25 protein-coding genes are annotated in these 25219 nt (G+C 56.8%); 4 read left to right on the forward strand and 21 right to left on the reverse strand.

The window, feature by feature from the left end; genetic code table 11:
• The first annotated feature begins 55 nt into the window (after positions 1 to 55).
• On the forward strand, positions 56 to 727 hold the full coding sequence (locus ACSQ13_RS09890) for an SDR family oxidoreductase (protein ID WP_295509448.1): 672 nt from the start codon (positions 56 to 58) through the stop codon (positions 725 to 727).
• On the opposite strand, the gene ACSQ13_RS09895 is transcribed toward ACSQ13_RS09890, so the two are convergent.
• The 17 genes from ACSQ13_RS09895 to ACSQ13_RS09975 all read right to left on the reverse strand — a co-directional run bounded on the left by ACSQ13_RS09895 (position 724) and on the right by ACSQ13_RS09975 (position 20211).
• Positions 724 to 1140 (reverse strand): secondary thiamine-phosphate synthase enzyme YjbQ, encoded by a 417-nt coding sequence (locus ACSQ13_RS09895; RefSeq protein ID WP_176249588.1) that lies wholly within the window; start codon positions 1138 to 1140, stop codon positions 724 to 726. The genes ACSQ13_RS09890 and ACSQ13_RS09895 overlap by 4 nt on opposite strands.
• A gap of 42 nt (positions 1141 to 1182) precedes the next feature.
• Positions 1183 to 1581, reverse strand: a complete 399-nt coding sequence (locus ACSQ13_RS09900) for a hypothetical protein (RefSeq protein ID WP_176249589.1) — start codon at positions 1579 to 1581, stop codon at positions 1183 to 1185.
• 20 nt (positions 1582 to 1601) lie between these two features.
• A complete protein-coding gene (locus ACSQ13_RS09905) occupies positions 1602 to 2012 on the reverse strand; it encodes a hypothetical protein (protein ID WP_176249590.1) in 411 nt (136 codons plus the stop codon).
• A 249-nt stretch (positions 2013 to 2261) separates the two neighbouring features.
• Positions 2262 to 2819, reverse strand: coding sequence for a hypothetical protein (locus ACSQ13_RS09910; protein WP_146173138.1), 558 nt, complete (start codon positions 2817 to 2819; stop codon positions 2262 to 2264).
• A 382-nt stretch (positions 2820 to 3201) separates the two neighbouring features.
• On the reverse strand, positions 3202 to 4683 hold the full coding sequence (locus ACSQ13_RS09915) for a tyrosine-type recombinase/integrase (protein WP_295509455.1): 1482 nt from the start codon (positions 4681 to 4683) through the stop codon (positions 3202 to 3204).
• Between the two features lie 30 nt (positions 4684 to 4713).
• Positions 4714 to 6126, reverse strand: coding sequence for a tyrosine-type recombinase/integrase (locus ACSQ13_RS09920; RefSeq protein WP_295509457.1), 1413 nt, complete (start codon positions 6124 to 6126; stop codon positions 4714 to 4716).
• Positions 6086 to 6247 (reverse strand): hypothetical protein, encoded by a 162-nt coding sequence (locus ACSQ13_RS09925; RefSeq protein ID WP_295509460.1) that lies wholly within the window; start codon positions 6245 to 6247, stop codon positions 6086 to 6088. Before ACSQ13_RS09925 ends, ACSQ13_RS09920 begins: the two co-directional genes overlap by 41 nt.
• Positions 6248 to 6763: 516 nt before the next feature.
• Positions 6764 to 7681: a DMT family transporter gene (locus tag ACSQ13_RS09930; protein ID WP_435988113.1), complete on the reverse strand. Its 918-nt coding sequence runs from the start codon at positions 7679 to 7681 to the stop codon at positions 6764 to 6766.
• Positions 7682 to 7738: 57 nt separating this feature from the next.
• Positions 7739 to 8572 carry an AraC family ligand binding domain-containing protein gene (locus ACSQ13_RS09935; protein ID WP_435988114.1) on the reverse strand — a complete coding sequence of 278 codons (834 nt, stop codon included), beginning with the start codon at positions 8570 to 8572 and terminating at the stop codon, positions 7739 to 7741.
• A gap of 369 nt (positions 8573 to 8941) precedes the next feature.
• A complete protein-coding gene (gene rpoD / locus ACSQ13_RS09940) occupies positions 8942 to 10927 on the reverse strand; it encodes an RNA polymerase sigma factor RpoD (protein WP_176249592.1) in 1986 nt (661 codons plus the stop codon).
• 137 nt (positions 10928 to 11064) lie between these two features.
• Positions 11065 to 13038 (reverse strand): DNA primase, encoded by a 1974-nt coding sequence (gene dnaG / locus ACSQ13_RS09945; RefSeq protein WP_176249593.1) that lies wholly within the window; start codon positions 13036 to 13038, stop codon positions 11065 to 11067.
• A 145-nt stretch (positions 13039 to 13183) separates the two neighbouring features.
• Positions 13184 to 13492 carry a hypothetical protein gene (locus tag ACSQ13_RS09950; protein WP_176249594.1) on the reverse strand — a complete coding sequence of 103 codons (309 nt, stop codon included), beginning with the start codon at positions 13490 to 13492 and terminating at the stop codon, positions 13184 to 13186.
• 40 nt (positions 13493 to 13532) lie between these two features.
• Positions 13533 to 14078, reverse strand: coding sequence for a sarcosine oxidase subunit gamma (locus ACSQ13_RS09955; RefSeq protein ID WP_295511718.1), 546 nt, complete (start codon positions 14076 to 14078; stop codon positions 13533 to 13535).
• Complete coding sequence (locus ACSQ13_RS09960) at positions 14071 to 17004, reverse strand: sarcosine oxidase subunit alpha family protein (protein ID WP_295511716.1); 2934 nt, start codon at positions 17002 to 17004, stop codon at positions 14071 to 14073. The genes ACSQ13_RS09955 and ACSQ13_RS09960 overlap by 8 nt, the downstream gene beginning before the upstream one ends.
• Positions 17001 to 17273, reverse strand: coding sequence for a sarcosine oxidase subunit delta (locus tag ACSQ13_RS09965; RefSeq protein ID WP_176249597.1), 273 nt, complete (start codon positions 17271 to 17273; stop codon positions 17001 to 17003). The genes ACSQ13_RS09960 and ACSQ13_RS09965 overlap by 4 nt, the downstream gene beginning before the upstream one ends.
• Before the next feature lie 78 nt (positions 17274 to 17351).
• Positions 17352 to 18605: a sarcosine oxidase subunit beta family protein gene (locus tag ACSQ13_RS09970; protein WP_176249598.1), complete on the reverse strand. Its 1254-nt coding sequence runs from the start codon at positions 18603 to 18605 to the stop codon at positions 17352 to 17354.
• 175 nt (positions 18606 to 18780) lie between these two features.
• Positions 18781 to 20211: a Glu/Leu/Phe/Val family dehydrogenase gene (locus ACSQ13_RS09975; RefSeq protein ID WP_176249599.1), complete on the reverse strand. Its 1431-nt coding sequence runs from the start codon at positions 20209 to 20211 to the stop codon at positions 18781 to 18783.
• Between the two features lie 352 nt (positions 20212 to 20563).
• On the opposite strand from ACSQ13_RS09975, the gene ACSQ13_RS09980 reads away from it, so the two are divergent.
• The 3 genes from ACSQ13_RS09980 to ACSQ13_RS09990 are packed head-to-tail and all read left to right on the forward strand — an operon-like array spanning position 20564 to position 23090.
• Entirely contained in the window at positions 20564 to 21997 is a 1434-nt protein-coding gene (locus ACSQ13_RS09980; protein ID WP_295511715.1) for a pilus assembly protein TadG-related protein, read from the forward strand.
• A gap of 8 nt (positions 21998 to 22005) precedes the next feature.
• Positions 22006 to 22533, forward strand: a complete 528-nt coding sequence (locus ACSQ13_RS09985) for a TadE/TadG family type IV pilus assembly protein (protein WP_255200152.1) — start codon at positions 22006 to 22008, stop codon at positions 22531 to 22533.
• The gene (locus ACSQ13_RS09990; RefSeq protein ID WP_295511714.1) at positions 22533 to 23090 is read left to right on the forward strand and encodes a TadE/TadG family type IV pilus assembly protein; all 558 of its coding nucleotides are present in this window, start codon (positions 22533 to 22535) and stop codon (positions 23088 to 23090) included. The genes ACSQ13_RS09985 and ACSQ13_RS09990 overlap by 1 nt, the downstream gene beginning before the upstream one ends.
• Positions 23091 to 23161: 71 nt before the next feature.
• On the opposite strand, the gene ACSQ13_RS09995 is transcribed toward ACSQ13_RS09990, so the two are convergent.
• The 4 genes from ACSQ13_RS09995 to ACSQ13_RS10010 form a co-directional block, all read right to left on the reverse strand.
• Complete coding sequence (locus tag ACSQ13_RS09995) at positions 23162 to 23680, reverse strand: hypothetical protein (RefSeq protein ID WP_176249603.1); 519 nt, start codon at positions 23678 to 23680, stop codon at positions 23162 to 23164.
• Positions 23681 to 23758: 78 nt separating this feature from the next.
• Entirely contained in the window at positions 23759 to 24265 is a 507-nt protein-coding gene (locus tag ACSQ13_RS10000; protein WP_176249604.1) for a periplasmic heavy metal sensor, read from the reverse strand.
• Positions 24266 to 24268: 3 nt separating this feature from the next.
• The gene (locus ACSQ13_RS10005; RefSeq protein ID WP_295511712.1) at positions 24269 to 24616 is read right to left on the reverse strand and encodes a hypothetical protein; all 348 of its coding nucleotides are present in this window, start codon (positions 24614 to 24616) and stop codon (positions 24269 to 24271) included.
• Positions 24603 to 25202: an RNA polymerase sigma factor gene (locus tag ACSQ13_RS10010; RefSeq protein WP_295511710.1), complete on the reverse strand. Its 600-nt coding sequence runs from the start codon at positions 25200 to 25202 to the stop codon at positions 24603 to 24605. Before ACSQ13_RS10010 ends, ACSQ13_RS10005 begins: the two co-directional genes overlap by 14 nt.
• Positions 25203 to 25219 lie beyond the last annotated feature (17 nt).

The raw sequence follows: 25219 nt of genomic DNA on the forward strand, positions 1-25219 counted from the left end.
CAACAGCCGCCTCGTGCGTTAAGCCCGAACAGGAACAGAAATTCAGGAGAATATCATGGCCAAGACATTATTTATCACCGGCGCATCCAGTGGCATCGGGGCGGCAACAGCCAAGGCGGCTGCGGCGGCGGGCTGGAATGTCGGGCTGTTTGCCCGCAGCGCGGACAAGTTGGGCGCCTTGGTCGACGACATCGGCGCGCAGGCGATCGCCCTGCCAGGCGATGCAACATCCTATGAGGCGCAAAAGGAGGCGCTGGATGTTCTGGCGGGTAAGTTCGGGCAGGTGGATGCCGTATTTGCCAACGCGGGCCGTGGCACCGCGCAGGGCGGCACCGAAAAGGGCGACCCCGAGGATTGGAAGGCGATGGTCGATCTGAACGTGATGGGCGCGCTATACACCGCCCATGCCGCGATGCCGCACCTGCGCAAGACGACCGGCCAATATGTTGTCACCGGATCGGCAGCAGGGCGTCGCCATATCAAAGGGTCGATCTATGGGGCGACGAAATTCTTTATCCACGGTTTTGCGGGTAATCTGGCAGATGAGATGGCCGAATGGGGCGGCCGCTGCATGGTTGTGTCCCCCGGTATGGTGAACACAGCGTTTTTCGACGAAGCCAAACCGGACAAGTTGCAGCCTGACGATGTCGCCGCAGCGGTGATGCATGCGCTAGAGGCCCCTGCCCATGCCGCCATCCGTGAAATCCACCTGATGCCTGTCGGCTAGGAGGCCGCGAAATGTGCCGCGATGCGCCTGACATGGGGCGCGTCGCGGTGTTCGAACAGATAGACGCCCTGCCAAGTGCCCAGCATCATTCGCCCGTTCTGGACCGGAATGGAAAGGCTGATCGGCAGCATTGCGGCCTTGATATGGGCTGGCATATCGTCCGGCCCCTCTGACCTATGGGCCAGATAGGACATCGACGGATGATCCCCCCGAGGGACAGCGCGACTGAAGAACGCCAACAGGTCACGTTGCACATCGGGGTCGGCGTTTTCCTGGATCAACAAGGATGCAGAAGTATGGCGCACCATCAGTGTCAGCACTCCACCCGGCTGCCCGTTCAGCCAACGGGCAACATCACGGGTAAATTCATAAAGCCCCTGGCCCTTGGTCGAAATCTCGAATTCTGTAATCATACAGCCAGATTAGGCCCGGAACCCGGGACAGACAACCGCCCCTTAACGGCTGGGCAGACGCAGGGCGGCACAAAAAGTCAAGGCGTGGTTCACAGACAGCCGTGCCCCCTTGCGGGTCAGGGAAGGACCAACAATGAAAACATCAGACGGGGTCAGCCCTGTCGGATCAAGGGTAAAGGACACCGCGTTCGACTTGCCAAAACCGCGCTGGCGCGGCTCGCTCACATAGATATCCTGATCGCCGCGGGCACCCAGTTCAGCCTGCATGTATTCAGCAGCCCCGCACCATGTTCCGCGCGCGCCATGGCCCGTTTCCCCTTCGATGCGCACACCGTTTTCAATCGGCGTAAAGCGCAACCCGCTGCCGGCAGAATAGGCCTGCGCAAAGGCTGGCCCCGATACCGCTGCGGCCAGAAGTGCCGCTACAAAAATACGTTTCATCATATGCTCCTTGAGCTGGACTACAGATCATTCAATTCGATGATGTAGTCTTTGCAAAACTGACTGGAATGGGAGACGCTCAGCCCGATGCTTTGTTGATCGACACTGACTGAATAGGATTTTCGCGGTGGCGAGGGAAGATCACTGGGGTCCAAGGTGAAAACAACGCCGATGCGTCCGACACCACTGACCGACGGGCCACGGGGGGTTTTGATATAGATACGCGATGTGCTGGCAGCACCTGCCCTGTCATAGGCAAAGCTGGCCGCAGCACACCAGATGCCGCGCGGGCCTTCGCCAAAGCCTTCGATCACCTCGAAGCTTGAACCACCGAGCGGGACGACCTGCAAACCGTTTATCGCCTGATACCCCTGGGCGCTGGCCGCAAAGGGCAATGTCGCACAAACCGCTGCAACTAGAATAGAACGCATGCCAAATACTCCTTTTGGTTGCTGAAACTCTTAGATAGGTCCCTATCGCTTATCTCACAATCACAGCTGAGTGACTGACACAGATCAGGTCGGGCAAGTTTTTCAACCTGTTCAGAATGCCTGCGCATGAAAAAAGGGGCGGAGTATTCACCCCAGCCCTTTGCATTAAATGGTGCAAGCGCGGCGAACGGCAGGTTTGAGCCCGAACTTACGGTTGCTTGCGGCGCGTAGAAGGGCGGCTTTGCTATCTTAGGCATCGCTGTCATCCAGTGGCGGATGGGTCAGCAGCAATGTAATGGCGAAAAAGTAGTGCAATGCGATAGGCAGTATCGAGAGCGTTACGACTCTCGTGCCCAAAGCCGTATCCAGAGCGATGAGTGTTTCGTTGGTCGCGATGACAAGGATAGCTACCATTGCATAGAGCTTCAACAGATGGCGCCGGAAATCGAGAGGGGCATCGGAATCCTTCGAGACTGGCGCGAAGCGATTGATGATATCACTGTCACCCCAAACACCTAGCGCCATCAATGTCGCATAAAGCGCACAGTAGATACTAACCAACCGCTGACTCAGCCACGGTTCGGACCACCAGATTTGCAATGATAAAAAACAGAGAAGAATTGCCATAGCCCGGCTTGTCGCATAGCTAGCACGACCAAATGTAAAACGATGTCGCCGGACGGTTACCGGAAGTGTGCTCCAGATTTGAGCTGCTTGGGCGAGCACACCTGCCCAAACAAACGCAATGGAATCTTGCACGTGCACTGCTTGTAACGCTGTCCAACTGCCGAGAAAAATGACCGGCATCAGCAATCGTCCCGGTGAGACCGGGGGTAGATGGCTTAGCAAAAACCACAAGAACAATGAAAAGCGACGCAGTGGGGTCATACACTTGTTATATGAAAACGCTGCTGTGGCATGACTGCGGCCGACACAAGGATTTTCCGCGACCGTGGACTTGCCGAAAAGCGATAGCAGTCATTGGCGCATCCGCAGCGAAAGCACACTAAGTCCCGCAAAACAGCCATCCGGGCAGACGACAGTCAAGGGCCGCAATCCGCCCATTTTAGCCGAGGACACGGACGGGCACACAGATGTCTGTTGCTCTGTTTCCCTGATGCCAATAAATTCAAATCTTCAGGCTGTCCTCAATCTAATCCAAAACGACTTTGAACGTATATGGCCACCATCAAATCAAAAATACCTTCGCGACGTCCGGATGGGCCCTGCCCAATGACCGGAGAGGCTGTGGATTTCTGGAAGGTACAGACGCGTATTGCCGCCAATCTTGACCCTGAAATGAACTCCAAAGTGAATTTAGGGTGTTGGCTTCGCTGACTGCGTCCTTGGCATATTCACTCGACAAGGCCGAAAACCGCGTTCGGATTTGCTCTTCTCTGTAATGCTCTGCCAGATGGCCATAAGTGTTACTTACAGCTATCGAATTGGCATGGCCCAACTGTTTAGCTATCACCTCAAGTGGGACACCCTGGCGGACGAGATCACTCGCATAAGTGTGTCTTAGCCCATGGAAAACGAATTCCTCCGGCAGTCCAGCTTTCGTGACAGCACGTCGAAACAATGGAGTATGCTGCCTCCTCCAAGGTAATTTCCTGTGAGAAAGGAAAACATAGTCTCTATCTGACTTTCCTTGGCAAAGCTTTAGAAAGAACGCCATGCCTTCGTCTGGCAAAAACACAAAACGAGCTGGTGCCCTTTTGAAAGCATCGACTCTTAACCCAAAACCTTGTCGACCGACATCTTCAACTCGAAGTGCACCTAACTCCCCAACGCGGCAGCCTGTATAAAGCGCGCCTAAAACTAACTGCTGCAATGGGAGGTCACAGGCCTCCAGAAGGTCCTTACATTCTCTTCTCGTCAAAAATAGCGTACGAGGGGTGTGGTTAACTGAAATTCTTTTGATGCAACGCCACGGTCTTTCAGATTCGATCTTTCCACTGTCCCAAGCATGCTGAAACGCCATCTTCATTATGCTCAGAAGCGAATTAAAGGTCTTCTTTCGCCTCCGAATGTCGTCGGATGAAAGATCATCTAAAGAAACTCGCGGCTTGTATGGCATGAATCCATACTTAGGAGGTGTTTCTAAAACCTGTTTAGCCAAAGAAACCAGATTGGTAGCATTGAATTCTTCGAGTGGGATATGGGCAAACTTCGGGACAATATGATAATTTATTAGTACAAGATTATTGTAGTGTCCTCCCTTTGACCGGGATAGCTTTGTCCATTCAACATAATCCCTGAGCGCGTGACCGACCGTATATATTTTGCCAATCGGGCAGATGCAAATCTCTGAAGTCCGCCCTGTCAGCACTGGCTCATTTGCTACTTCTTTTAATTCAGCCTCCTGAAACCAAAGAAACGCCCTTTCGATTGCTTCGGTGAAGGAGACTTCACCTTTTCCATTATCTAACGCTGGCCCAAGGCACTTTTGCTTGTACTTTTTTTCCTTGGTTAAAATTCGCGCGGTCCAGTTGCAAGTTTTTCCGTCTGGGCGATGAATGCCAAAATGGCGTGATACAAAAAGAGAATGCCAATACGGAGCGTCTCGAAAACCCAGATTTTCCACGCCACCGATCTCGGCGAAACGGCATTCTTGTATTGATTTTAACGCTGTCGTTGGAACGTTTTCTGTAAATTTTTGCTTGAGCACAGCAGTTGACCTTATCCCATTTCCCTAAGGTCAGCTTAGCCCATGTTTTAGGTCTTGCAGTAATTCTCCTCCTAACAATGAAAAATTACTCTTTGGCCAAGATCCAGATGGCAAGATTTTCTCCTCCCCTTGCAATGAGTTTCTCAATAACGCCAGCTTTGGATCGGGCATAAACGGGCTTTCACAGAGAGATGCAAACCGCAACTCAAGTTCTCGCTCGATACTTGAAGAAGATAAGTGGCCATAAGTTCTGCTGACAGTGTCTGTGTTCGAGTGCCCGAGCTGGCGAGCTACGACAGCTAACGGTGCTCCTGCTTGAACAAGTTGGCTTGCATAAGTGTGCCGTAGTCCGTGAAATACGAATTGTTCAGGTAAACCAGAAGATCGCACGGCCTCCTTAAACAGATGCTTGTGAAGGCCATTCCATTTTTGATTGCGCTCCGTTCTAAAGATGAAATCTTCCGGCTCTTTTCGGAGACACATGTTCAAGAAGAACTGCATGCCTTCTTCTGGTAGAATGACATGCCGCGACTTACGGCTCTTTGCTGTTGCAATAAAAAGGCCAAATACATCTTTTCCAATGTCCTTACGACGGAGTTCGGTCAATTCAGTTATCCGACATCCTGAATAAAGTGCTGCTCGAACAAGAAAACTCAGGTCTTCTCGGCAATGCTGAATGAGCTCACGGCATTCGATACGCGAGAGAAATATTTGCCTTGGAGTCTCATAGTTCGGAAGTCTTCGAATACATTGCCAAGCTCGTTCATTGTCAGTTCGACCGTTCTCCCAAGCCATTTTGAGTGCAAGCCGTAAGATACCAATAAGTGTGTTCACGGTGGACTTCCGCTTTCGCAGGGTATCTGCGTCAAGGTCGCTAATTGATACTCGGGCCTTCGCTTCTTGATTTCCCCGCGCTGCCGGAGTTTCGAGAATATCTCGACAAAAAGACGTCGCTACATTTCCGGTAAAATCTGCGAGTTGGATGTCGCCAAGGCGTGGAATAATATGATGGTTTATCAGGGATAAAAGAACCAAGAAATTTTTCTGGGTGGCCGCAATTCGCTTCCACTCCACATAGTCAATCATGGCATCCCCAACGGTGAGACCCTGTTTTGAGGGTGAATATCGCAATATCTGGTTCGTTCCGACACTATATGCCTTCGAAGCTAAGGCGGCGATTTCAGGTTCAGTGAACCTGGCCTCTACCAACTTCAATGCATCGGCATAGCTGAGGCCTTTAACTGCTTGCTGAACACAAGCTCCGACCCGGAACTGCTTGTAGCTGCCCTTCTTTGTCCGAATTCTTCCCAGCCACATCATGGGTTTGCCATGTTGCTTTTCCAAGCCGATGTGGCGTCCATACTGCAAGATATTCCAGTAAGGGGATTTGCGTTCTCCTAATTCAATTTGGGCGTTTGGGTTGGACAGGTTGGGGCTCTTCATCCTTAACACCATTCAAATAGCGCTGCATAAAATAATCCCTGGCCTCTTCGGTAAATCCGTATCTTTCGACATAATTGGTCAAAACGCGTTCCAAGGCTGAAACTTGATCGTCTACGCTCATATACTCCTCCAACGAAACGGCCGCAGTTTTTTTAGAAAACTCGACCTTAGATCTGCGGCGAGTCATGCCGCTTTATAGTGGTACAGCAATGCTATTTAGTCAACGTTAAGTTGTTCACTCGTGCATTTTCTGAGACGATTTCGAGGGCACCAAGGATAAATCATGACGTCCACCACCGTTGGAAATAAGAGCTACAGGTAGTTGGCGCTGGCTACTCTATGCTGTGGCAGCAGGCTGTCAGAGGTCTGTAACCGACCCTTAGCGGACCTTCATGCTCGGTGCAGCGAACGGCAGGTCTGAGCCCTCTTTGACCAATGCTGCATTGTGAACAAATGGCTGCTATCATCAGTGACGCAGAACCGTCCAACAGTTGCATGGGTTTTGAACTGGGCTTGTGGCAGCGTCAAACGCGGCGGTTTTTAGGTGTGCCAAAAACGAGCGTTTTAGCTCGCGTCCAAAGGTCTTTTGTGCGGATTAAGTTGTTTAGGTCCTTACCAGCAAATCATCCTTCATAACTTAACGCTGCCTTCCACTTGCAATGCCGAGAAATGTGCCCGCAACGATCAGCCCTGCACCGCAAAGCGCTGCCGGAGTGGCAGGTTCGGACAGAAGCGCCCATGCAAGTGCGAAACCGAACAACGGCTCGGTTCCCATCAGAAAACCGACACGCGTGGGGCTGGTGCGCCGCACCGCCATGTTTTGCACATAGAAAGCGCCAACGGTGCAAAACAGGGATAAAAAAGCCACCGAAGCCCAGCCATTTATATCTGCGCTGACCAAAAGCCCCTGCGGCCCAGACTGTGCCAGAAGAAGCGTCAAGATCACCCCCGCAACGGTGGCGGCCTGCACGGCAGTCAGTGCGGCGGAAGAAAGGCGGCTACCTTCCATCAGGCGTTTGGTTGATACCACCATCACCGCCCGCAAGCCTGCGGCGCAAAGAACCAGAAGATCTCCGAACCCGAGCGCGCCCATTCCACCTGACAGCACCATGACGCCAATCACCGCGACGACGCCGCCACACATAATTCCGGCAGGAGGTAGCCTGCGCTGAAGCCCGAATTCGAGAAAGGGCGTAAGGATCGTGCAGAGTGAGATGATCAGCGCCGTGTTCGTGGCTGTGGTCATCGACACACCCCATGTCTCAGCGAGGAAAATTGCGCTGAGAATGCCTCCAAGCAGCGCTCCTGCCCGAAGATCTGCAGGGCATGCCGCGCGCAGGTCGCGGAAAGCCACCGCACTCATGAGCAACGCGGTCAGAGTGAAGCGATAGAAGAGCAGTACGAGCACCGGCATATACTCCAGCGCTCCCTTGGCGACCGGGTAGCTTGCGCCCCATACCACAGCAACACCCAGCACTGCCAAATCCGCCCAAAGCGTCGTGCGCCGTGCCATGATACTTTCTGATACCGCCATCGTGGCCCCCGTATTCCGCATGAACTTACGGCGAGTTAGGCCATGCGGCGCATCGTGATATAGAATGAAAGTGCGGTGTCAGCTTTTCGCGAAAGCGGCTGGGGTGATGCCGACAATCGCCCGGAAATGGCGACCCATGTGGCTTTGGTCTGCGAAGCCCGCCTGCGCTGCGGCCTCCGCCAAGGGCATGCCCGCGCGAAGGAGGCGCTTCACGAGTAAAATTTTTCTTTGCAAATGCCAGGCATGAGGAGGCAGGCCAGTTGCTTGACGGAAAGCCGCGATGGTCTGCCTGCGGCGCAGGCCGGTAACCCGGCATAGATCTTCCAGCGAGACATCCTGTTCAACGCAGCTGTCAAGATAATCCATCGCATCTGCAATCCGCCCTCTTCCTTGCCGTTCGGGGGCGGAAAACTGAGGCATCAGTTCGCGGAAGAGCGCTCCAAGAAGTGTATCAAGCGCCACTTCGCGCGACAGCCGCTGAACCGATGCATGCAGAACCTCGTGCAGGATGGAAAATCTCCGTGTCAGGTCAGGGCGCGCGTGAAAGGCCGCGCCAAAATCAAGCGTTCCTGCGAGGGTATGCCCTGTCATGTCTTCCAAAAGCGTGACAATCCCCGCCTCGGGAATATAAAGCATTCGCTGCCGCCAGCCGATCTCACTTCCTGCGCCACCATGATGGATATCGCCCGGACGCATCGTGACCACCGTACCCAATGGCACTTGGTTCATCTCGCCACGACACCAGACAGCATGAGTGCCGCCTTCGATCACTCCGAAGATATATTCGTTATGAGCGTGGGGTTTGAACCTCTGCTTCAGATAAGATGCAGAGCTGGTTTCGATGCCATAGAAATCGGGCTGGGACCGTAGGGATACCTGTTCGCAGCTCAGTTGTAGATCTATTTTTTGCAAGCAGGGGTTCCTCAGTCGTCGGATTGACCCTTAGTGTCGAAACTATACCGCGTCAAATTAAGCAGTGTTATATTGGTCTCTAACATTGCTTTCGATATGCCGGTCCAAACCGTTCAAGGACCGCCGTTTGTTGAACGGTTCAATCCGAAAGCAGTCTTTGGGCTAGATTTAACGAACGGCGGCTAGGTCCCGCCTACCAGACATAGACAAGCTCCGAGAAACAGATCCCAATTAAGCTCACGAAAAATTCTTCGGCAGCTTCACGTCGTCTGCGTCCCTTTGTGGTATGATCGCATCACGCCCTTTGAATCATTTACTGCAAAGGGCGGAGTATTCACCCCGCCCCCTTTTCCACATTTCGTGATTTTCTTACTGGTCCAGGAAAGACCGCAGCTTGCGTGACCGGCTTGGATGCTTGAGCTTGCGCAGCGCCTTGGCTTCGATCTGGCGGATACGTTCGCGGGTAACGCTGAACTGCTGGCCGACTTCTTCCAGCGTGTGGTCGGTGTTCATGCCGATGCCGAAACGCATCCGCAAAACACGTTCCTCGCGCGGGGTAAGCGACGCCAGAACCCGCGTGGTGGTTTCCTTGAGGTTTTCCTGAATGGCGCTGTCCAGGGGCAGCACCGCATTCTTGTCCTCGATGAAATCGCCAAGCTGGCTGTCTTCTTCGTCGCCGATGGGCGTTTCCAGCGAAATAGGTTCCTTGGCGATCTTCATCACCTTGCGGACTTTTTCCAAAGGCATTTGCAGCTTTTCTGCCAATTCCTCGGGGGTTGGTTCGCGACCGATTTCATGCAGCATCTGGCGACCGGTACGGACCAGTTTGTTGATCGTTTCGATCATGTGCACCGGAATACGGATGGTGCGCGCCTGATCCGCAATCGACCGCGTGATCGCCTGACGGATCCACCACGTCGCATAGGTGCTGAATTTATAGCCGCGACGGTATTCGAACTTATCAACGGCCTTCATCAGACCGATGTTACCTTCCTGAATAAGATCAAGGAATTGCAGACCGCGGTTGGTGTATTTTTTCGCGATCGAGATAACCAGACGCAGGTTTGCTTCGACCATTTCTTTCTTGGCCTGACGGGCTTCTTTTTCGCCCTTCTGAACCTGCTGCACAATGCGGCGGAATTCAGAGATATCCAGACCAACATATTGACCGACCTGCGCCATATCGGAACGCAATTCGTCAACCTTGTCAGAGGAGCGTTCGATAAACATCTGCCAGCCGCGACCGGATTTCTCGGCCATCCGCTCCATCCAGTTCGGATCAAGCTCGTAGCCGCGATAGTTATCGACGAATTCCTTGCGGTTGATCCGCGCTTGGTCAGCGAGCTTCACCATGGCGCTGTCGATCTGCATGATGCGGCGGTTGATGCCGTAAAGCTGGTCGATCAGGGCTTCGATACGGTTGTTGTGCAGGTGCAGTTCATTCACCAGCAAGACGATCTCGGACCGCACCTTCTGGTACTCTTCCTCGTCTTTTTTCGAGAATGTCCCGTCTTCGTTCAGGGTCGCTGAAATCCGGCTGTCCTGAATTTCACTCAGCCGTACATAGTCGTTCGCAATGATATCCAACGCCTCAAGCACCTGAGGCTTGAGCGCGGCTTCCATTGCGGCCAGCGACATGTTGGCCTGTTCGTCCTCGTCATCATCATCGTCGGCATCACTGGAAATCGGGTTGCCGTCCGCGTCGACTTCGCTTTTTTCTTCGGATAGTTTGGCCTCTGATCCGGGCACGACGGGCACGACGGGCGTGGTTTCTTCCTCACCCATCTGGGTGCCAAAGGTCGCCTCGAGGTCGATCACGTCACGCAGCAGAATGTCTTCGGACAAAAGTTCGTCACGCCAGATGGTGATCGCCTGGAATGTCAGCGGGCTTTCACACAAGCCGGCGATCATGGTGTTGCGACCGGCCTCGATGCGCTTGGCGATGGCGATTTCGCCCTCGCGGCTCAGCAGCTCGACCGACCCCATTTCACGCAGGTACATGCGCACCGGATCGTCAGTGCGGTCCAGCTTTTCCGAGGTGGAAGCCGACAGCGTGATATCACGGTTGCTGTCTGTGGTGGCAACATCGGTGCCGCCCTTGGCGTCTTCTTCCTCGGCGTCTTCGTCTTCGATAATGTTTATGCCCATCTCCGACAGCATCGACATCACGTCTTCGATTTGTTCGGAGCTGACCTGCTCTGGCGGCAAAACCGTGTTCAGCTGGTCATAGGTGATATATCCCTTTTCACGGGCATCACCGATCATTTTCTTGACGGCAGCCTGGCTCATGTCCAGCGAGTGGCCGGCATCCTGATCGTCAGACTTTGCGTCTTCATTGGTATCTTTGGCGGCCATTAATACTTCCTCCAGCGAACGTAAGCGAATCACCCACGGCGATTCGCAATTTTCCGAATCATGCGGGGTTCTGGGTGATTCTTAAACCCGTTACCCTGCTTTTTATTAAACATCCCGGCGAAAAAGCCACGCAGGGGTCATTTCTCGTCGTCCACGCCCTTGCCACGGATCGCCCCGATCAACGCATCGAATGCGCTGCGCTCGTCACGGCTGATATGCGCACCGTTTTCGGCGATGTCATATTCGGCAGTATCTTCCTGCCCGCTGCGCTGCGCACGGTCGGCATTTCGCGCCGCTTCGCTCAGCCGCCAGGTCAGCCCTTCGTCGGCCACGCCGCTCAGGTCTTCCATCGCATCGGCGATCTCGGCATCCAGCCCGCGTACGGCTTCCAGTTTGCCCAGCTCCTCGGCGACGGTCATACGGGTCATTTCAACATTGCCGGGCGTTCTGATGCAGGGCGTCACAGCAACGTGGCGCTGCGAGGTCATGTTTTCAAGGGTGTGCTCCCCCAGTGCGCTGTATATCTTTTCGCGCAACGCGGCGGGGTCTTCGTGCATGTAGCGCAACATCAAATCCCTGATACGCGCGTGATCACTGTGCGCGCAGTGCATCGCCGCCAGTCCGGTCTCGAATTCCTCGATCAATGCGGGGCACCCCAGCAAGGCACACAAGATCACCGCCTCGCGAAAATGCTCTGTCGCGCCGACACCGGCAGCCGTCACCAACATCGACGACTTGGCACTGGGCGACGGCCCTTGCGGTGCGGCATTCCAACGCCCCTGCCCGTCCCTGCGCGCCCCCGGCGTAAACGCCTTTTTCGCCTGTTGCGGCCGGAACAGCTGATAGCGCAGGTCTTTGATCTCCTGACCATAGTGACTGCGGATCGACGGGTCCTTGATCAGCATGATCTTTTCACGCAGCGACTTGTCCAGCGCCGCCTTGCGTTCGGGGCTGTCGAACACGCGCCCCTCTGTCTCGCGCTGCCACAACAGCCGGACCATCGGCAGGGCCCCGTCCAGCAGCTTTTGCAAAGCAGGCGCACCCTGGGCGCGCAACAGATCATCAGGGTCCTGCCCCTCGGGCATCATCGCAAACCGCAAACTTTGCCCCGCCTCAAGCAGCGGCAAGGCCAGATCAATCAGTCGCAAGGCCGCGCGCTGGCCCGCTGTGTCCCCGTCCATCGTGATGATCGGTTCGGGCGAAATCCGCCACAACATCTGCAACTGGCTCTCGGTGATGGCTGTCCCCAAGGGGGCAACGGCCGCGCCAAACCCCGCCTGCACCAGCGCGATCACGTCCATATAGCCTTCGGCCACCAACAACGGCTGCCCCTGACCTGCCGCCGTGCGCGCCTCTTTCACGTTATAAAGGCTGCGACCCTTGTCGAATAACTCCGTCTCGGGCGAATTGAGGTATTTGGCGTTGTCATTTGGGTCCATCGCCCGCCCGCCAAAGGCAATCGCCCGCCCCCGCGCATCCCGGATCGGAAAGATAATCCGCCCGCGAAACGTATCATAAGGCCGCCCGCCCTTGGTCGACGGCTTGGCCAGACCCGCGCCAAAGATCAGCTCGTCCTCGACGCCCTTTGCCTTCAGATGATCCCACAAACCCTGCCACTGATCCGCAGCAAACCCGATCTCCCAGCGTTCCAACGCCTGCGCGTTCAACCCGCGCCGCGCCAGATAATCCCGCGCCGCACTGGCAGCCCCGGTCTGCAACTGCAACCGGAAAAACTGCACCGCCTGCTCCATCACTTCGGCCAGTTGCGTGCGCTTGTCGGATTTCTCCTGCGCGCGCGGGTCCTGCTTTGGCACCGGCATCCCGGCCTCGCGGGCCAGAATCTCGACCGCCTCCATGAAACTCACATTCTCGGTCTCGCGCACAAAGGAAATCGCATCGCCCTTGGCATGACAGCCAAAGCAATAATAGAATCCCTTGCGGTCATCGACGTGAAAACTGGCGGATTTCTCCTGATGGAACGGGCACGGTGCCCACATATCGCCCTTGCCCTGATTGGACTTGCGCGCATCCCACAAGACTTTGCGCCCCACCACCTGAGACAGGCTGGAACGGCTTCGCAATTCATCTAAAAATCCAGGGGGCAGGCTCATAACACTATATATTAGCCGCGCCCGCACAGAGTCCAGAACCCTATGCGCGAAACCACTGCTTCATTTTGCTAAATAAACTCCGGGGGGATCGCCCGTCAGGGCGATGGGGGCTGGCCCCCTCGAACGCCAGCCGCCCTGTCAGGCCTTATTGGCCCATACACATTTCTTTCCAGGCCGCACCCAGATCATTGGCCTTCACATCGGACATTTTCATCTCGTAGACCCAAGGGGCGACAAGCGGCACAACCGCGTTGTATTTTTCAGGCCAGCTTGGCGCGGTCGCTTCAACATGGGCTGCCACCTTGCGTTCCTTGACCCGTTCGATGCGCGCTTGGCGCACCGCTTCGACAACATCCGCTTGATAGGTGCAGTCGGTCTCTTTGGCTGTCTGGGCCAGAACGGGGGCCGCCGTGGCCAATAGGCCCGCGGTAATCACCAGGGTAACAATCTTCATCTCGTCTTCTCCAAATCTGTCTGCCGAAACGGCAAACGCCTCAAGTGCTGCGCGACGCAACAGCCTGCATCGCCTGTTCTAGCTCGTGGATCAAGGTAATCGCCATCGACCGGAAAACAAGGATCATAAAACTGTCCGACCCTGTGCGCGTGACCGAGGCCATCATATGCCCGACCTGCGTGCGCGCCGTATGTCCCCGCTTGAACTGCCCGCGGCGCAGGTCCACAGGCACCAGACGCGCCAGAATATCCTCTGACGCTGCCCCGCTGAGCGACACGGCACACCATGCATCGCTCTGATCGACCACAGCGGCGTGATTGCCAAGGGCGGCATCGGGTGCAACCCCGATCAGGATCGCCTGATTGCGCCCGAACCAAACGCAGCGCCCTGCGTCCTTACTGCTGCTGCGGTTGGGTTTCGGGAACGCCATCCCATGCGCCGCCTCCATCGCGGCTGACACTTCGGCCTCCTGCCCCCAAACCATGACGGATGTCACAGGCCCCAGGTCAAGTTCCTCCAGCTGTGCGGCACCCACTGTCACCGGCAGGGCGTCTTCACAGGCTGTTCTTGCTTTCAATTCAGCCACGGGCACGACCTCCCTCTGGGTCAAAGAACACAGGCGGGCAGATTTCCACCTCGACCTCCAAATCGCGCAGATGATCGACCACGCGCATTACCTCGCCGTATCGCTCGGGCCCGTTCTTGACGAAGCCCAAACCGACATAGGTGCCAACCTCGGGTGAAAAACAGACCGAGGTCACATAGCCCTGATCATTCTCGCGCACCGCTTGCGCGTCTTTTTCAAAGATATGCGCCCCCGCACTCAGCATCTTGACCGCGCCCACCGGTTTCATCCCGACCAAACGCTCGCGGTCGCCCGCAACCAAGCCGGGCCGCGCGGCCATCACCTTGCCGATGCAATCCTTCTTGGCGCTGATCATCCCCGCCATGCCCACATCGAATGCAGTGGTGCGCCCGTGGATCTCTGCATGGGTGATGAACCCCTTCTCAACGCGCAGCACATTCAGCGCCTCCATCCCATAGGCACCGCCCCCCAGCCCCTGGGCACGGGCAACCAGCTCGCGAAACAGGCTCTCGCCGTAACGTGCAGGCACCGCAATCTCATAGGCATGCTCGCCCGAGAACGATATCCGGAACAGCCGCCCCTTGACGCCCAGCACCGACATGTCGCCGCACGCCATGAACGGCCAACTGTCATTGTCGATGGGCGCATCCAGCACCCCGTTTAGCAACTCGCGCGACTTTGGCCCTGCAACGGCGAACTGCGCCCATTGTTCGGTCACCGATGTCATCGCAACACGCCATTCGGGGTGCAAACATTGCGCGACGAACTCCAGATGTTTCATCACCGCGCCCGCCGCTGCGGTCGTGGTGGTCATCACGAAATGCTGATCCCCCAAACGCGCGCAGGTGCCGTCATCCATCACCGTGCCGTCCTCGCGCAGCATCAGACCATAGCGCACACGCCCGACCTTCAGCGTCGAGAACATGTTGGTATAGACGAAATCCAGCAAGGCCGCCGCATCCGGCCCCTGAATGTCGATCTTGCCCAGCGTCGACACATCGCAAATGCCAACCGCCTTGCGCACATATCCAACCTCGCGATCACACGACTGCCGCCAGGTCTTTTCCCCCGCTTTCGGGAAATAGCTGGGGCGGTACCACAAGCCCGCCTCGATCATCGGCGCACCCGCTTCGACGCTGGCATTATGCGAGGTGGTAAACCGCTGCGGCGCAAAGCCCTTGCCCTGCGCCCCCGCCCCCATCGCCGCGATGGTCACCGGCGAATAGGGTGGCCGGAATGTCGTCGTCCCCGTTTCGGGTATCCCGCGCCCGGTGGCATCGGCCAGCACCGCCAAGGCACCGACATTCGAATTCTTGCCCTGATCCGTCGCCATCCCTTGCGTGGTATAGCGCTTCATATGCTCGACCGACCGGAAGTTCTCGACCGCCGCTTGGGCAACGTCCTTCACGCTCACGTCGTTCTGGAAATCCAGCCAGGCGCGCCCCTTGCCCGCGACGGCCCATAGCGGGGCCATCCGGTAAGGCGCATCCTCGGCCTGCGGCAGCGCCACATCCGGCACCTTCTTGCCCAGCACCTCCAGAACCTTGCCCGCAACCTGCGCCCCCTCGGCCAAACAGCCGTGGGTCGAAAACGTCCCGTTACACGCCCCCGCGACGACCATCCCCGGAATGGCCCCCTCGGTCGGCACAAAGGCCTGGATGTCAGGCCGCCACGTGGGCCGCCCGTTCATGTGACAGGTCAGATGCACCGTCGGGTTCCAACCGCCTGACATCGCCAGACAATCGGTCTGGATTTTTTCGACGCCGCTGATGGTGCGGATGGAGATGCTCTCCAGCTCCTTGCCACCGCCGGTGTTGAACACCTGCGCGCCACGATAGACGGGGAAATCCCCCTCGATATCCGCGTCGGTACGGCTGTCGATCACCGCTGCAATCCGCACACCCGCATCCGCCAGATCACGCGCCGTGCGATGCGCATCGTCATTATTGGCAAAAATCGTCAGCGCCTTGCCGGGGCTGACCCCCCAGCGGTTCAGATAGGCGCGCACCGCCCCCGCCGTCATGATACCCGGGCGGTCGTTGTTCTGAAACGCAATCGGCCGCTCCAACGCACCCGCCGTCAGGATCGAATGCCTGGCCACGATCCGCCAGAAACACTCGACCGGCGCGCCCGCGCTGCGGTCCCCATGATGTTGCCCTACCCGCTCCAACGCACCAAACGTGCCCTGATCATAGGCCCCCGTCACCGTGGTCCGCGACATCAACCGGACATTGTCCATGCCCGCCAACTCGGCCACAGCTTCCGCCGCCCAGACATGCCCGGGCTTGCCGTCGATCTGATAGGTTTCCGCATTCAGCCGCCCGCCCATTAGCGCGTCCTCATCGGCCAAGATCACATCCGCACCGCCGCGTGCCGCCGTCAAGGCGGCCATAAGCCCCGCAGGCCCGGCACCGATCACCAAGACATCACAAAACGCAAAGGCCCGCTCGTAACTGTCGGGGTTATGCGCCCCGCTCAGCCCGCCCAAACCAGCCGCGCGCCGGATCACCGGCTCATAGACCCGCTCCCAAAATTTGCGCGGCCACATGAAGGTCTTGTAGTAAAACCCCGCCCCCAAAAACGGCGAGACCAGATTGTTCACCGCCATCACATCGAAATCCAGCGACGGCCAGGCGTTCTGGCTGCGCACCCGCAACCCTTCATAGACCTCTTGCATGGTGGCGCGCACATTTGGCTCGGATGCCGCACCCGTGCCAACAGTCACCAGCGCATTGGGCTCTTCACTGCCCGCCGTCAAAACGCCCCGCGGACGGTGATATTTGAACGACCGCCCCATCAGCGTCACGTCATTTGCCAACAAAGCCGAGGCAACAGTGTCCCCCGCAAACCCGTCATAGCTGCGCCCGTCAAAGCTGAACGTGACCGTATTGGCCCGATCAATCAGACCCTTGCCCTTGATCCTCATGCCATGGCCCCCTTCACGTCAGATGCCAGCTCGACCGCCGACACCGCATGGGTCACCGTATCGCGCGTCACCACCAGCCACGCGCCACAGCCCGCTTCATGCTGCCACAAATCCCGCGTCTGGCCCGCCGGATTACCCCGCAAATGCAAGTAGCGGTCCCAAGCGACTGCACCCGCATCCACCGCAGGGCGCGCCAACATCACGGCATCCCCCTGATAATAAAACTCGCGCCGGTCACGGTTTCCACAAATCGGACAATCCAGTCTCATGCCAAGCCCCCCTGAACGGGCATCTGCCCCTTCACCCTTTTAAAAATACTCAAATCCAACCCCATCCCCAAAGCGCCATCAATGAAGATTATGCTGGGAACCGGTGCCCTCTTCATCCATTAAACCAACGCCGGTGCGGAACCGGTCCAGCCGGTATTTCGCCGCAGGCGCATGGTGGTTACCGGTTGCCATCAGATGCGCGAAACTGAACCCCGATCCGGGCACCGCCTTGAACCCGCCGTAACACCAGCCGCAATCAATGAACAAACCCTTGGTATCGGTCTTGTCGATGATCGGGCTACCGTCGGGGGTCATGTCCATGATTCCGCCCCAGCTACGCAGCACCTTGGCCTTGCCGATCATCGGCATCAGGGTCATCCCCGCCTCCATCACATGCTCGGCCATCGGCAGATTGCCCCGGCTGGCATAAGAGGCATAGAAATCCAGATCGCCGCCAAAGACCAAGCCGCCCTTGTCGGATTGCGAGATATAGAAATGCCCCATGCCGAAACTGACCACATGGTCGATACACGGCTTGAGCCCCTCGGTCACGAAGGCCTGCAAGACGTGGCTTTCGATCGGCAGGCGCATCCCTGCCATGGCCGCCACCTGACCCGACCGCCCCGCAACCACGATCCCGACCTTCTTGGCGCGGATCGGCCCGCGCGTTGTCTGTACGCCGCGCACCTGACCGTTTTCGATATCAATGCCGGTGACTTCGCATTGCTGGATCAGGTCCACCCCGCGATCCGACGCCCCGCGCGCGTAACCCCAGGCCACCGCATCATGGCGCGCCGTACCACCGCGCGGATGCAGCAAACCGCCATAGACGGGGAACCGCACATTGTCGAAATCGAGGTATGGCAGATGTTTGCGCACACCCTCGCGGTCCAGCAGCACCGCATCATCGCCCTGGTTGATCATCGCATTGCCACGCCGGGCAAAGGCGTCGCGCTGGCCGTCGGAATGGAACAGGTTGATCAACCCGCGCTGCGAATGCATGACGTTATAGTTCAGGTCTTCTTCCAACCCTTCCCACAGCTTCAGCGAATGGGAATAGAACTCGGAATTACCCTGAAGAAAGTAATTCGCTCGCACGATCGTGGTGTTGCGCCCGACATTGCCGCCGCCAAGATAGCCCTTTTCAAGAACGGCGATATTGGTCAGGCCATGTTCCTTGGCCAGATAATAAGCGGTGCTTAATCCGTGACCGCCACCGCCAATGATGATCGCATCATATTCGGCCTTGGGTTCGGCATCGCGCCAATGCGGTGCCCATCCCTTGTTTCCGGTCAATCCTTCGCGCAGCACGCGCAATCCTGAAAACCGCATCGCATCCCCCGTTTCATCCGCCCTGATGGCAGCGCCTTGGGGCTACTCAATCAAGTCCGATACAAAGGTGCAATGGCTGGCCGCAGGATGGGTGGCGTTTTGCGCCGCGGACGGGTCCGTCCGCGACAGTCTTTTATCAATCTTTAGTCAGTTCGGGCTTTTGCGCTTTTTGCGTTTAGAGCCCTTTGGCACGGTAGCTTGCCGCGACCTTGGTGATGCTGACCAGATAGGCGGCGGTGCGCAAATCGGTCACATCATCCCGGCCATGCCAGATCTCAGCCATCGACCGGTAAGCATCGACCATCGTGTCATAAAGCCCCGAGCGCACCAGTTCCAACTCGTCCGCGCCGCGCAGGTATTTTTCCTTGAAGTTCGGGCTGAGCTGCCAGCCGACACCGCTGTCGGCACTCAGACGTTCAAGCTCGTCCACCAACAACTGGTGGCGGCTTTCCTCGTTGCGGCGCTGCATCCGGCCAAAGCGGATGTGGCTCAGGTTCTTGACCCATTCGAAGTACGACACGGTCACACCGCCGGCGTTTGCGTACATGTCGGGGATGATCACCACACCCTTGGCACACAGAATTTCATCCGCACCCGCAGTGACAGGCCCGTTCGCCGCTTCGACAATCAGCGGGGCCTTGATCCGGTTGGCGTTGCTCAGGTTGATCACGCCTTCCAGCGCGGCGGGAATAAGGATATCGCATTCCCCTTCCAGCAAGGCGGCCCCGTCTTCGATCATCTTGGCATCGGGATAGCCTTTGATCGTGCCGTGTTTGACAATCCATTGATGGACAGCTTCGACATCCAGACCGGCATCGTTTTGCAACGCACCATCGCGCTCGATAATCGCAGTGATCAGGCAGCCGTCTTCCTCGCTCAGGAATTTGGCCGCGTGATAGCCCACATTCCCCAAGCCCTGAACGATCACCCGCTTGCCGCTCATCTTGCCTTCAAGACCGGCCTTGGCCAGCCCTTTGGCATCGCGGAAAAACGCGTGCAGGGCGTATTGCACACCGCGGCCTGTGGCCTCTGTCCGGCCATGGATGCCGCCCGCATTGATCGGCTTGCCCGTGACACAGGCGACGCCGTTGATGTCGGTGGTGTTCATGCGTTTATACTGGTCCGCGATCCACGCCATTTCGCGTTCGCCGGTGCCCATATCGGGGGCGGGCACGTTCTGCGCGGGGTTGATCATGTCGCGCTTGATCAGCTCATAGGCAAAACGGCGCGTGATCAGTTCCAGCTCGTGGTCATCATAATCGCGCGGATCAATGCACAACCCGCCCTTGGACCCACCAAAGGGCGCTTCGACCAGCGCACATTTATAGGTCATCAGTGCCGCCAGTGCTTCGACCTCGTCCTGGTTTACACCAAGACTGTAGCGGATGCCGCCTTTGACCGGTTCCATATGTTCGGAATGGACCGACCGGTACCCGGTGAAAGTTTGGATACGTCCCCGCAGGCGCACCCCGAAACGGACCGTGTAGGTCGCGTTGCAAACACGGATCTTTTCTTCCAGCCCTGGCGACAGGTCCATCAGGGCAACCGCCCTGTTGAACATGATGTCCACACTGTCGCGAAAGCTGGGTTCATTTGCGGGGGTCATAGAGTGCTCCTGTTTGGCAATGTGACCTAAGGTAAAGATTTTGGCGCATCGTCTGTTGAACATGGCCCGCAAGATTTGAGAACCCGTAAAAAGCAAAAAATGCATATTTTTTAAGCAGAATGAAAACTTTTTCCGGCACGATTCGCCTGATTGCGATGAAACGCCACTTCGTTTCCGACCATGCAACAATACTTTGAATAAGGAACATCTTCCCACAAAGCACACAGAATAGCCGCTGATTTTGAACGTTATTGCCGCAATTCGGCCACGAAGCTTTCTTATAAGTAACCAACAGAAGCAGTCAGCGCGGGTCCAAAGGCCCTGTGATGTTCTGGTTAATGAGGAAATAACTATGTCGCATTCTTTTATGACGATCCAACCAATGAAAGACGCAATTGCCGCCCAAACGCGGCGGTTCGCCCGCGAAGAAGACGGCATCATGACGGTATGGGTGCTTTTCGTGATTCTGATGATGGTGACGGTGGGCGGCATCCAGCTTGATTTCATGCGCCACGAACTTGAACGTTCAAGGCTTCAGGCGGTATCTGACCGCGCGGTTCTCGCCGCGGCCGATCTCGACCAGATGCAAGACCCCAAGACTGTTGTCGAAGACTATTTTACAAAGTCAGGCATGGCAAATTACCTGTCGAGCGTGACAGTCGATGACGGCCTCAACTATCGCACAGTCTCGGTCAATGCCTCAAAAGAGCTTGATACACCCTATTTGCGCAAATTCGGCGTTGATACGATGACCGTCCCCGCACATAGCACCGCCGAAGAACACGTGGCCAATGTCGAGATTTCAATGGTGTTGGATGTTTCGGGCTCGATGGCTAAGGGAACGCGGATGACCGACATGAAAGACGCCGCGGGCGTTTTTCTCGATACGGTTTTGCGCGCAGGCAACGAAGACCTGATTTCAGTTTCCTTGATCCCCTATTCCGAACAGGTGAATGCCGGTCCTTTGATCTTTGACCGCATGAGAATGAATGCCAAACACAACTATTCGCACTGTGTTGAATTCGACAATGATGAATTCAACAGCGCCGCACTGGATACCACCAAATGGCATGACCAGGCCCAGCATTTCCAATGGAACTATGACGGGCGGAACAACTACCGCAACGATACGGTCTGCCCGCGCTACACCGACGAACGTATCAAACCGTTCTCGCAAGACCGCACTGCGCTAAAGACCCAGATTGACGGTCTGCAACCCGGTGGCGGTACGTCGATCTTCCTCGGGATGAAATGGGCGGCAGCGATGCTAGACCCGTCGTTCCGCGACATTAACAATTCCCTGGTTTCCGCCGGTGCAGTCGACAACCAGTTCTATGGTCGTCCCGTCGACTACGACGACCCTGAAACGCTCAAGACTGTAATCTTGATGACCGATGGCGAAAATTCCGTCTCTAACCGGATTGCCAGCTATTACTATGACAGCGACAGTGAAGTCGTCCACTGGGATAAATACAACCTCAACTGGTATCTTTATAACTATGTGTCTTCATGGAATCGTTCGAGTTTCTACTGGCGAAAGTATGACCGTTCGCTGGGCAACTCCTTGCTGAGCAACATCTGTACGGCGGCCAAGGCAAAGCGCATCGTGATCTGGACCATCGGTTTTGAAGTCACGGATGACCCGTACAACAATAACGACGGTGCCGACGTCATGAGAAACTGCGCCTCATCGCCAAGCCACTTCTTCGATGTGGACGGTGTTGAACTCTCCGAAGCCTTCAAGGCCATCGCCCGTAAAATCAACCAACTAAGGCTGATCCAATGATATCCTGTATGCAAACTGCCCTTCGGCACTTTCGCAAAGAGGAAAGCGGATCAATCTTCCTGATTGAATTTGTGATCCTTTTCCCGCTGATCTTTGGGATATTCCTCGCCTCGATTGAAATGAGCCTTTATGCCATGCGTCAGGTCCACCTGAACCGCGGCCTGGAAGATGCGGTCCGGTATATCCGCCTGAACACACAGACGCCAATGACACACGACCAGATCAAAACGATGGTGTGTGAGAGGGCCGGGAATGTCAGCAATTGCGATGAAACACTGCGCCTCGAGATGATTACAGTTGACCCGCGCAATTTCCAAACGCTGCCGACCGATATCGATTGCATCGACAAATCGGAACCCGTCACACCGGAGCGCGGATTTACCCTGGGCCAACAGCACGACCTGATGATGCTGCGCGCTTGCCTGAAGTTCGACCCGATGCTTCCAACGTCCCGCCTTGGCTTCAAATATGCGACTGATGGGTCCGGCCAATCTGCAATGTATGCCATCTCGGCCTTCGTACAGGAGCCAGGTTAATGCTTAAACATCTCACCAAAACCCTCGGCTTGCGCCGCTTTGCCGGTCAGGAAGAAGGCAGTGTGTCCCTTGAGGCCTTGATCTTGATGCCAATGTTATTCTGGGTCTACGCGTCGATGTTCTCGATCTTTGAGACATACAAGGAATACAGCCTGAACCAGAAAGCGGCCTATACGATTGGCGACATGATTTCGCGCGAAACCTTGCCCATCGACACCGGATATCTGGACGGTGCGCAGGATTTGCTGGACTACATGACCAATTCGCCGGAACAGTCCACGCTGCGGGTGACCTCGCTCAAGTATAATCAAACCGAAGGACGGTTTTACGTACATTGGTCGCGTGCCCGTGGTGCCGGCGAGCCGGTAACCGATAATGATGTTGCGACTTGGCATAATCGCCTGCCCCTTATCCCCGATGACGAATATATCTTGGTCACTGAAACGGCGACGACATTCAGCCCGCCCTTCAATATCGGGCTTGGGCATCCAACAATTGAAAACTTTGTTTTCACCCGTGCCCGCTATGCGCCCCGTGTCTTGTTCACCGGCACCTAAAGCACAGCAATGACAGCCCATAAAAAAGGCCCCAAGGAAATTTCCATTGGGGCCTTTTTTATTTCAGGAACTCAAAGCCTTCCGGTTTCGTCCGGTTGGTTACGCACGGCAATCATCGTTGAAATGATTTCGGCCATGTATTTGGTTTGATTGCCCGGTGTCATACCGCCCACACCGATGCGCCGTCCCATCCGCCACCACAAACCCGGACGCCAGACCGTCTCGGCCCCCGTCTCCTTTTTCGTGCGCAGCAAAAAGCCGTTGGAGGGTTTGAATGCAAAAACCCCGCGGTCAATATGTTCGATATCTTCGACACGCGCGATCAATGTACCATCGCTGCTGCGCAGGACCGCCGCCGTCAGCTCGATCGTTCCGGCCGTTGAGCGGCGCATGAAATCGGCCATCCAGATCGCACCACCGCCAATCACCAGCAAGAACAGCTGCCACCCCAGACCGGGCGTTGACGTGAACGCCACATAAATCAGGAACACCCCCAGAAATCCGAGCGACACCAGGCCGATCAGCCGCCGCCCCGCAGATGCGCGCGCAGTGGCAAGAACAGTGTCGGTGTCAGGAAAATCGAGCGTCATGGCAAAGCCTCTGGTTTGGGTCGCTTTGCGTACCTTGCCCTGTCCCCGCTTGGCAAGCCAAATGGGTGTTTGCGCGCATTAGTCGTCCTGACGGCTTTTGCGCTGATCCTTCTTATGCTTGGGTCCGCGGGCCAAGACCTCTTGCAGGCGATCGGCATAGGCCGCGCGCTCTGACGCATCCATCGATGCGATCTCTGCCAGCCAGGCGTCTTGAACGGCCTGCTGGACGGTAACGCTGGCGCTGGCCTGTTGATCCAGCACCGACCGGACCCGCGTGACGTCAAACGGGTCCGCCCGAAGGGCCTGCACAACCTCCGAATACAGCGCGCGGCGCGCGGCGCGGTCCAGATGACCTGCGGGCCTGTCCTGCCGCAACCCCTTGAATATCTCGCGCCTGCGGTCTTTCTCGAGGGCGGCAATATAGGGCGTGCCAAAGTCGCGCGCGCTGCCGCCGGGTCCGCCATGCGGGCCGTCAAAGCGGTATGCAGCCCCAGCGACCAGGCCGACAACCAGCAGATTGACCCCCAGTGATAGCCCCAAGGCCCACCGCATCCACTTGCCGTTTTTTGTCAAATCCGATGCCATGGTCTATCCTTCGTCAATGTCCCAGCCAAAGGCTGTGAGGTCGGGCGTGGCCGTGTCGTCAAGCGCGGCATAGCTCGCACCGGTGATGATCTGCGTCGCAATATCGGGCAGAGTGCTGGGCGGGGCCACCCCGATCCAGAACCCAACAGCGGTCGCCGCGACCAACCCGCCAAAGGCAGGAGCGCCGCCAATGGCCTGCCAGATGCCCCGCCAACCGCGGGATCTGGCATTGGGTTGCTGCGCCAGCGCATCCGCCATAATCCGGTCCAACAACCCGTCAGGCAGTGCCGGCGGTGCCGCGCGCGCGTCTTGAAACAGGGTCTCAAGCATATCTGTGTCAGGTTTTGTCATCTTCATATCCTAATGCTTCGCGCTGTCCTGCCAATAGGGCAGTTAACGCGCGTTTGCCCCGCGCTGTCAGGCTTTCCACCGCTTCGACCCCGATCTCGAGGATCTGGGCAATTTCGGGGTTCGCCAACCCCTCGATATGACGCAACACAACCGCCTGCCTCTGGCGTTCCGGCAAAGCGTCCAATGCCGTCTGAAGCGCATCCTCGCGCGCCCCGCGCTGCAATCTGGCCTCGGCGCTCTCGGCGGGGTCTGCCGGTTCGGCGATGTCCTCAAGCGGGACGCCGCCGCGACGTTTGCGCAGCCGGTCGGTGCACAGATTTGCCACAACACGGTACAGCCAGGTTGACACCTTGGCTTCTCCGCTGCGCCACTCCGGTGCGATCTTCCAAAGCCGCATCAACGCATCCTGGGTCACATCCTCTGCTTCGGAGCGATCCCCCAAGACCCTGAAAGCATGGCCAAAAGCACGGGGCGACAACTGCACCGTCAACAAACGCGCAGCCGCCGCATCGCCCTGCGCATAGCGCGCCAAGAGCGCGGCATCAGGGTCGTCGACCACATCATCAATGGAGGCATCAAAGCTCATAATCCTAGCGCTAACGG

Origin of the sequence: Sulfitobacter sp. SH22, assembly GCF_965641905.1 — a bacterium.
Taxonomy (GTDB): Bacteria; Pseudomonadota; Alphaproteobacteria; order Rhodobacterales; family Rhodobacteraceae; genus Sulfitobacter.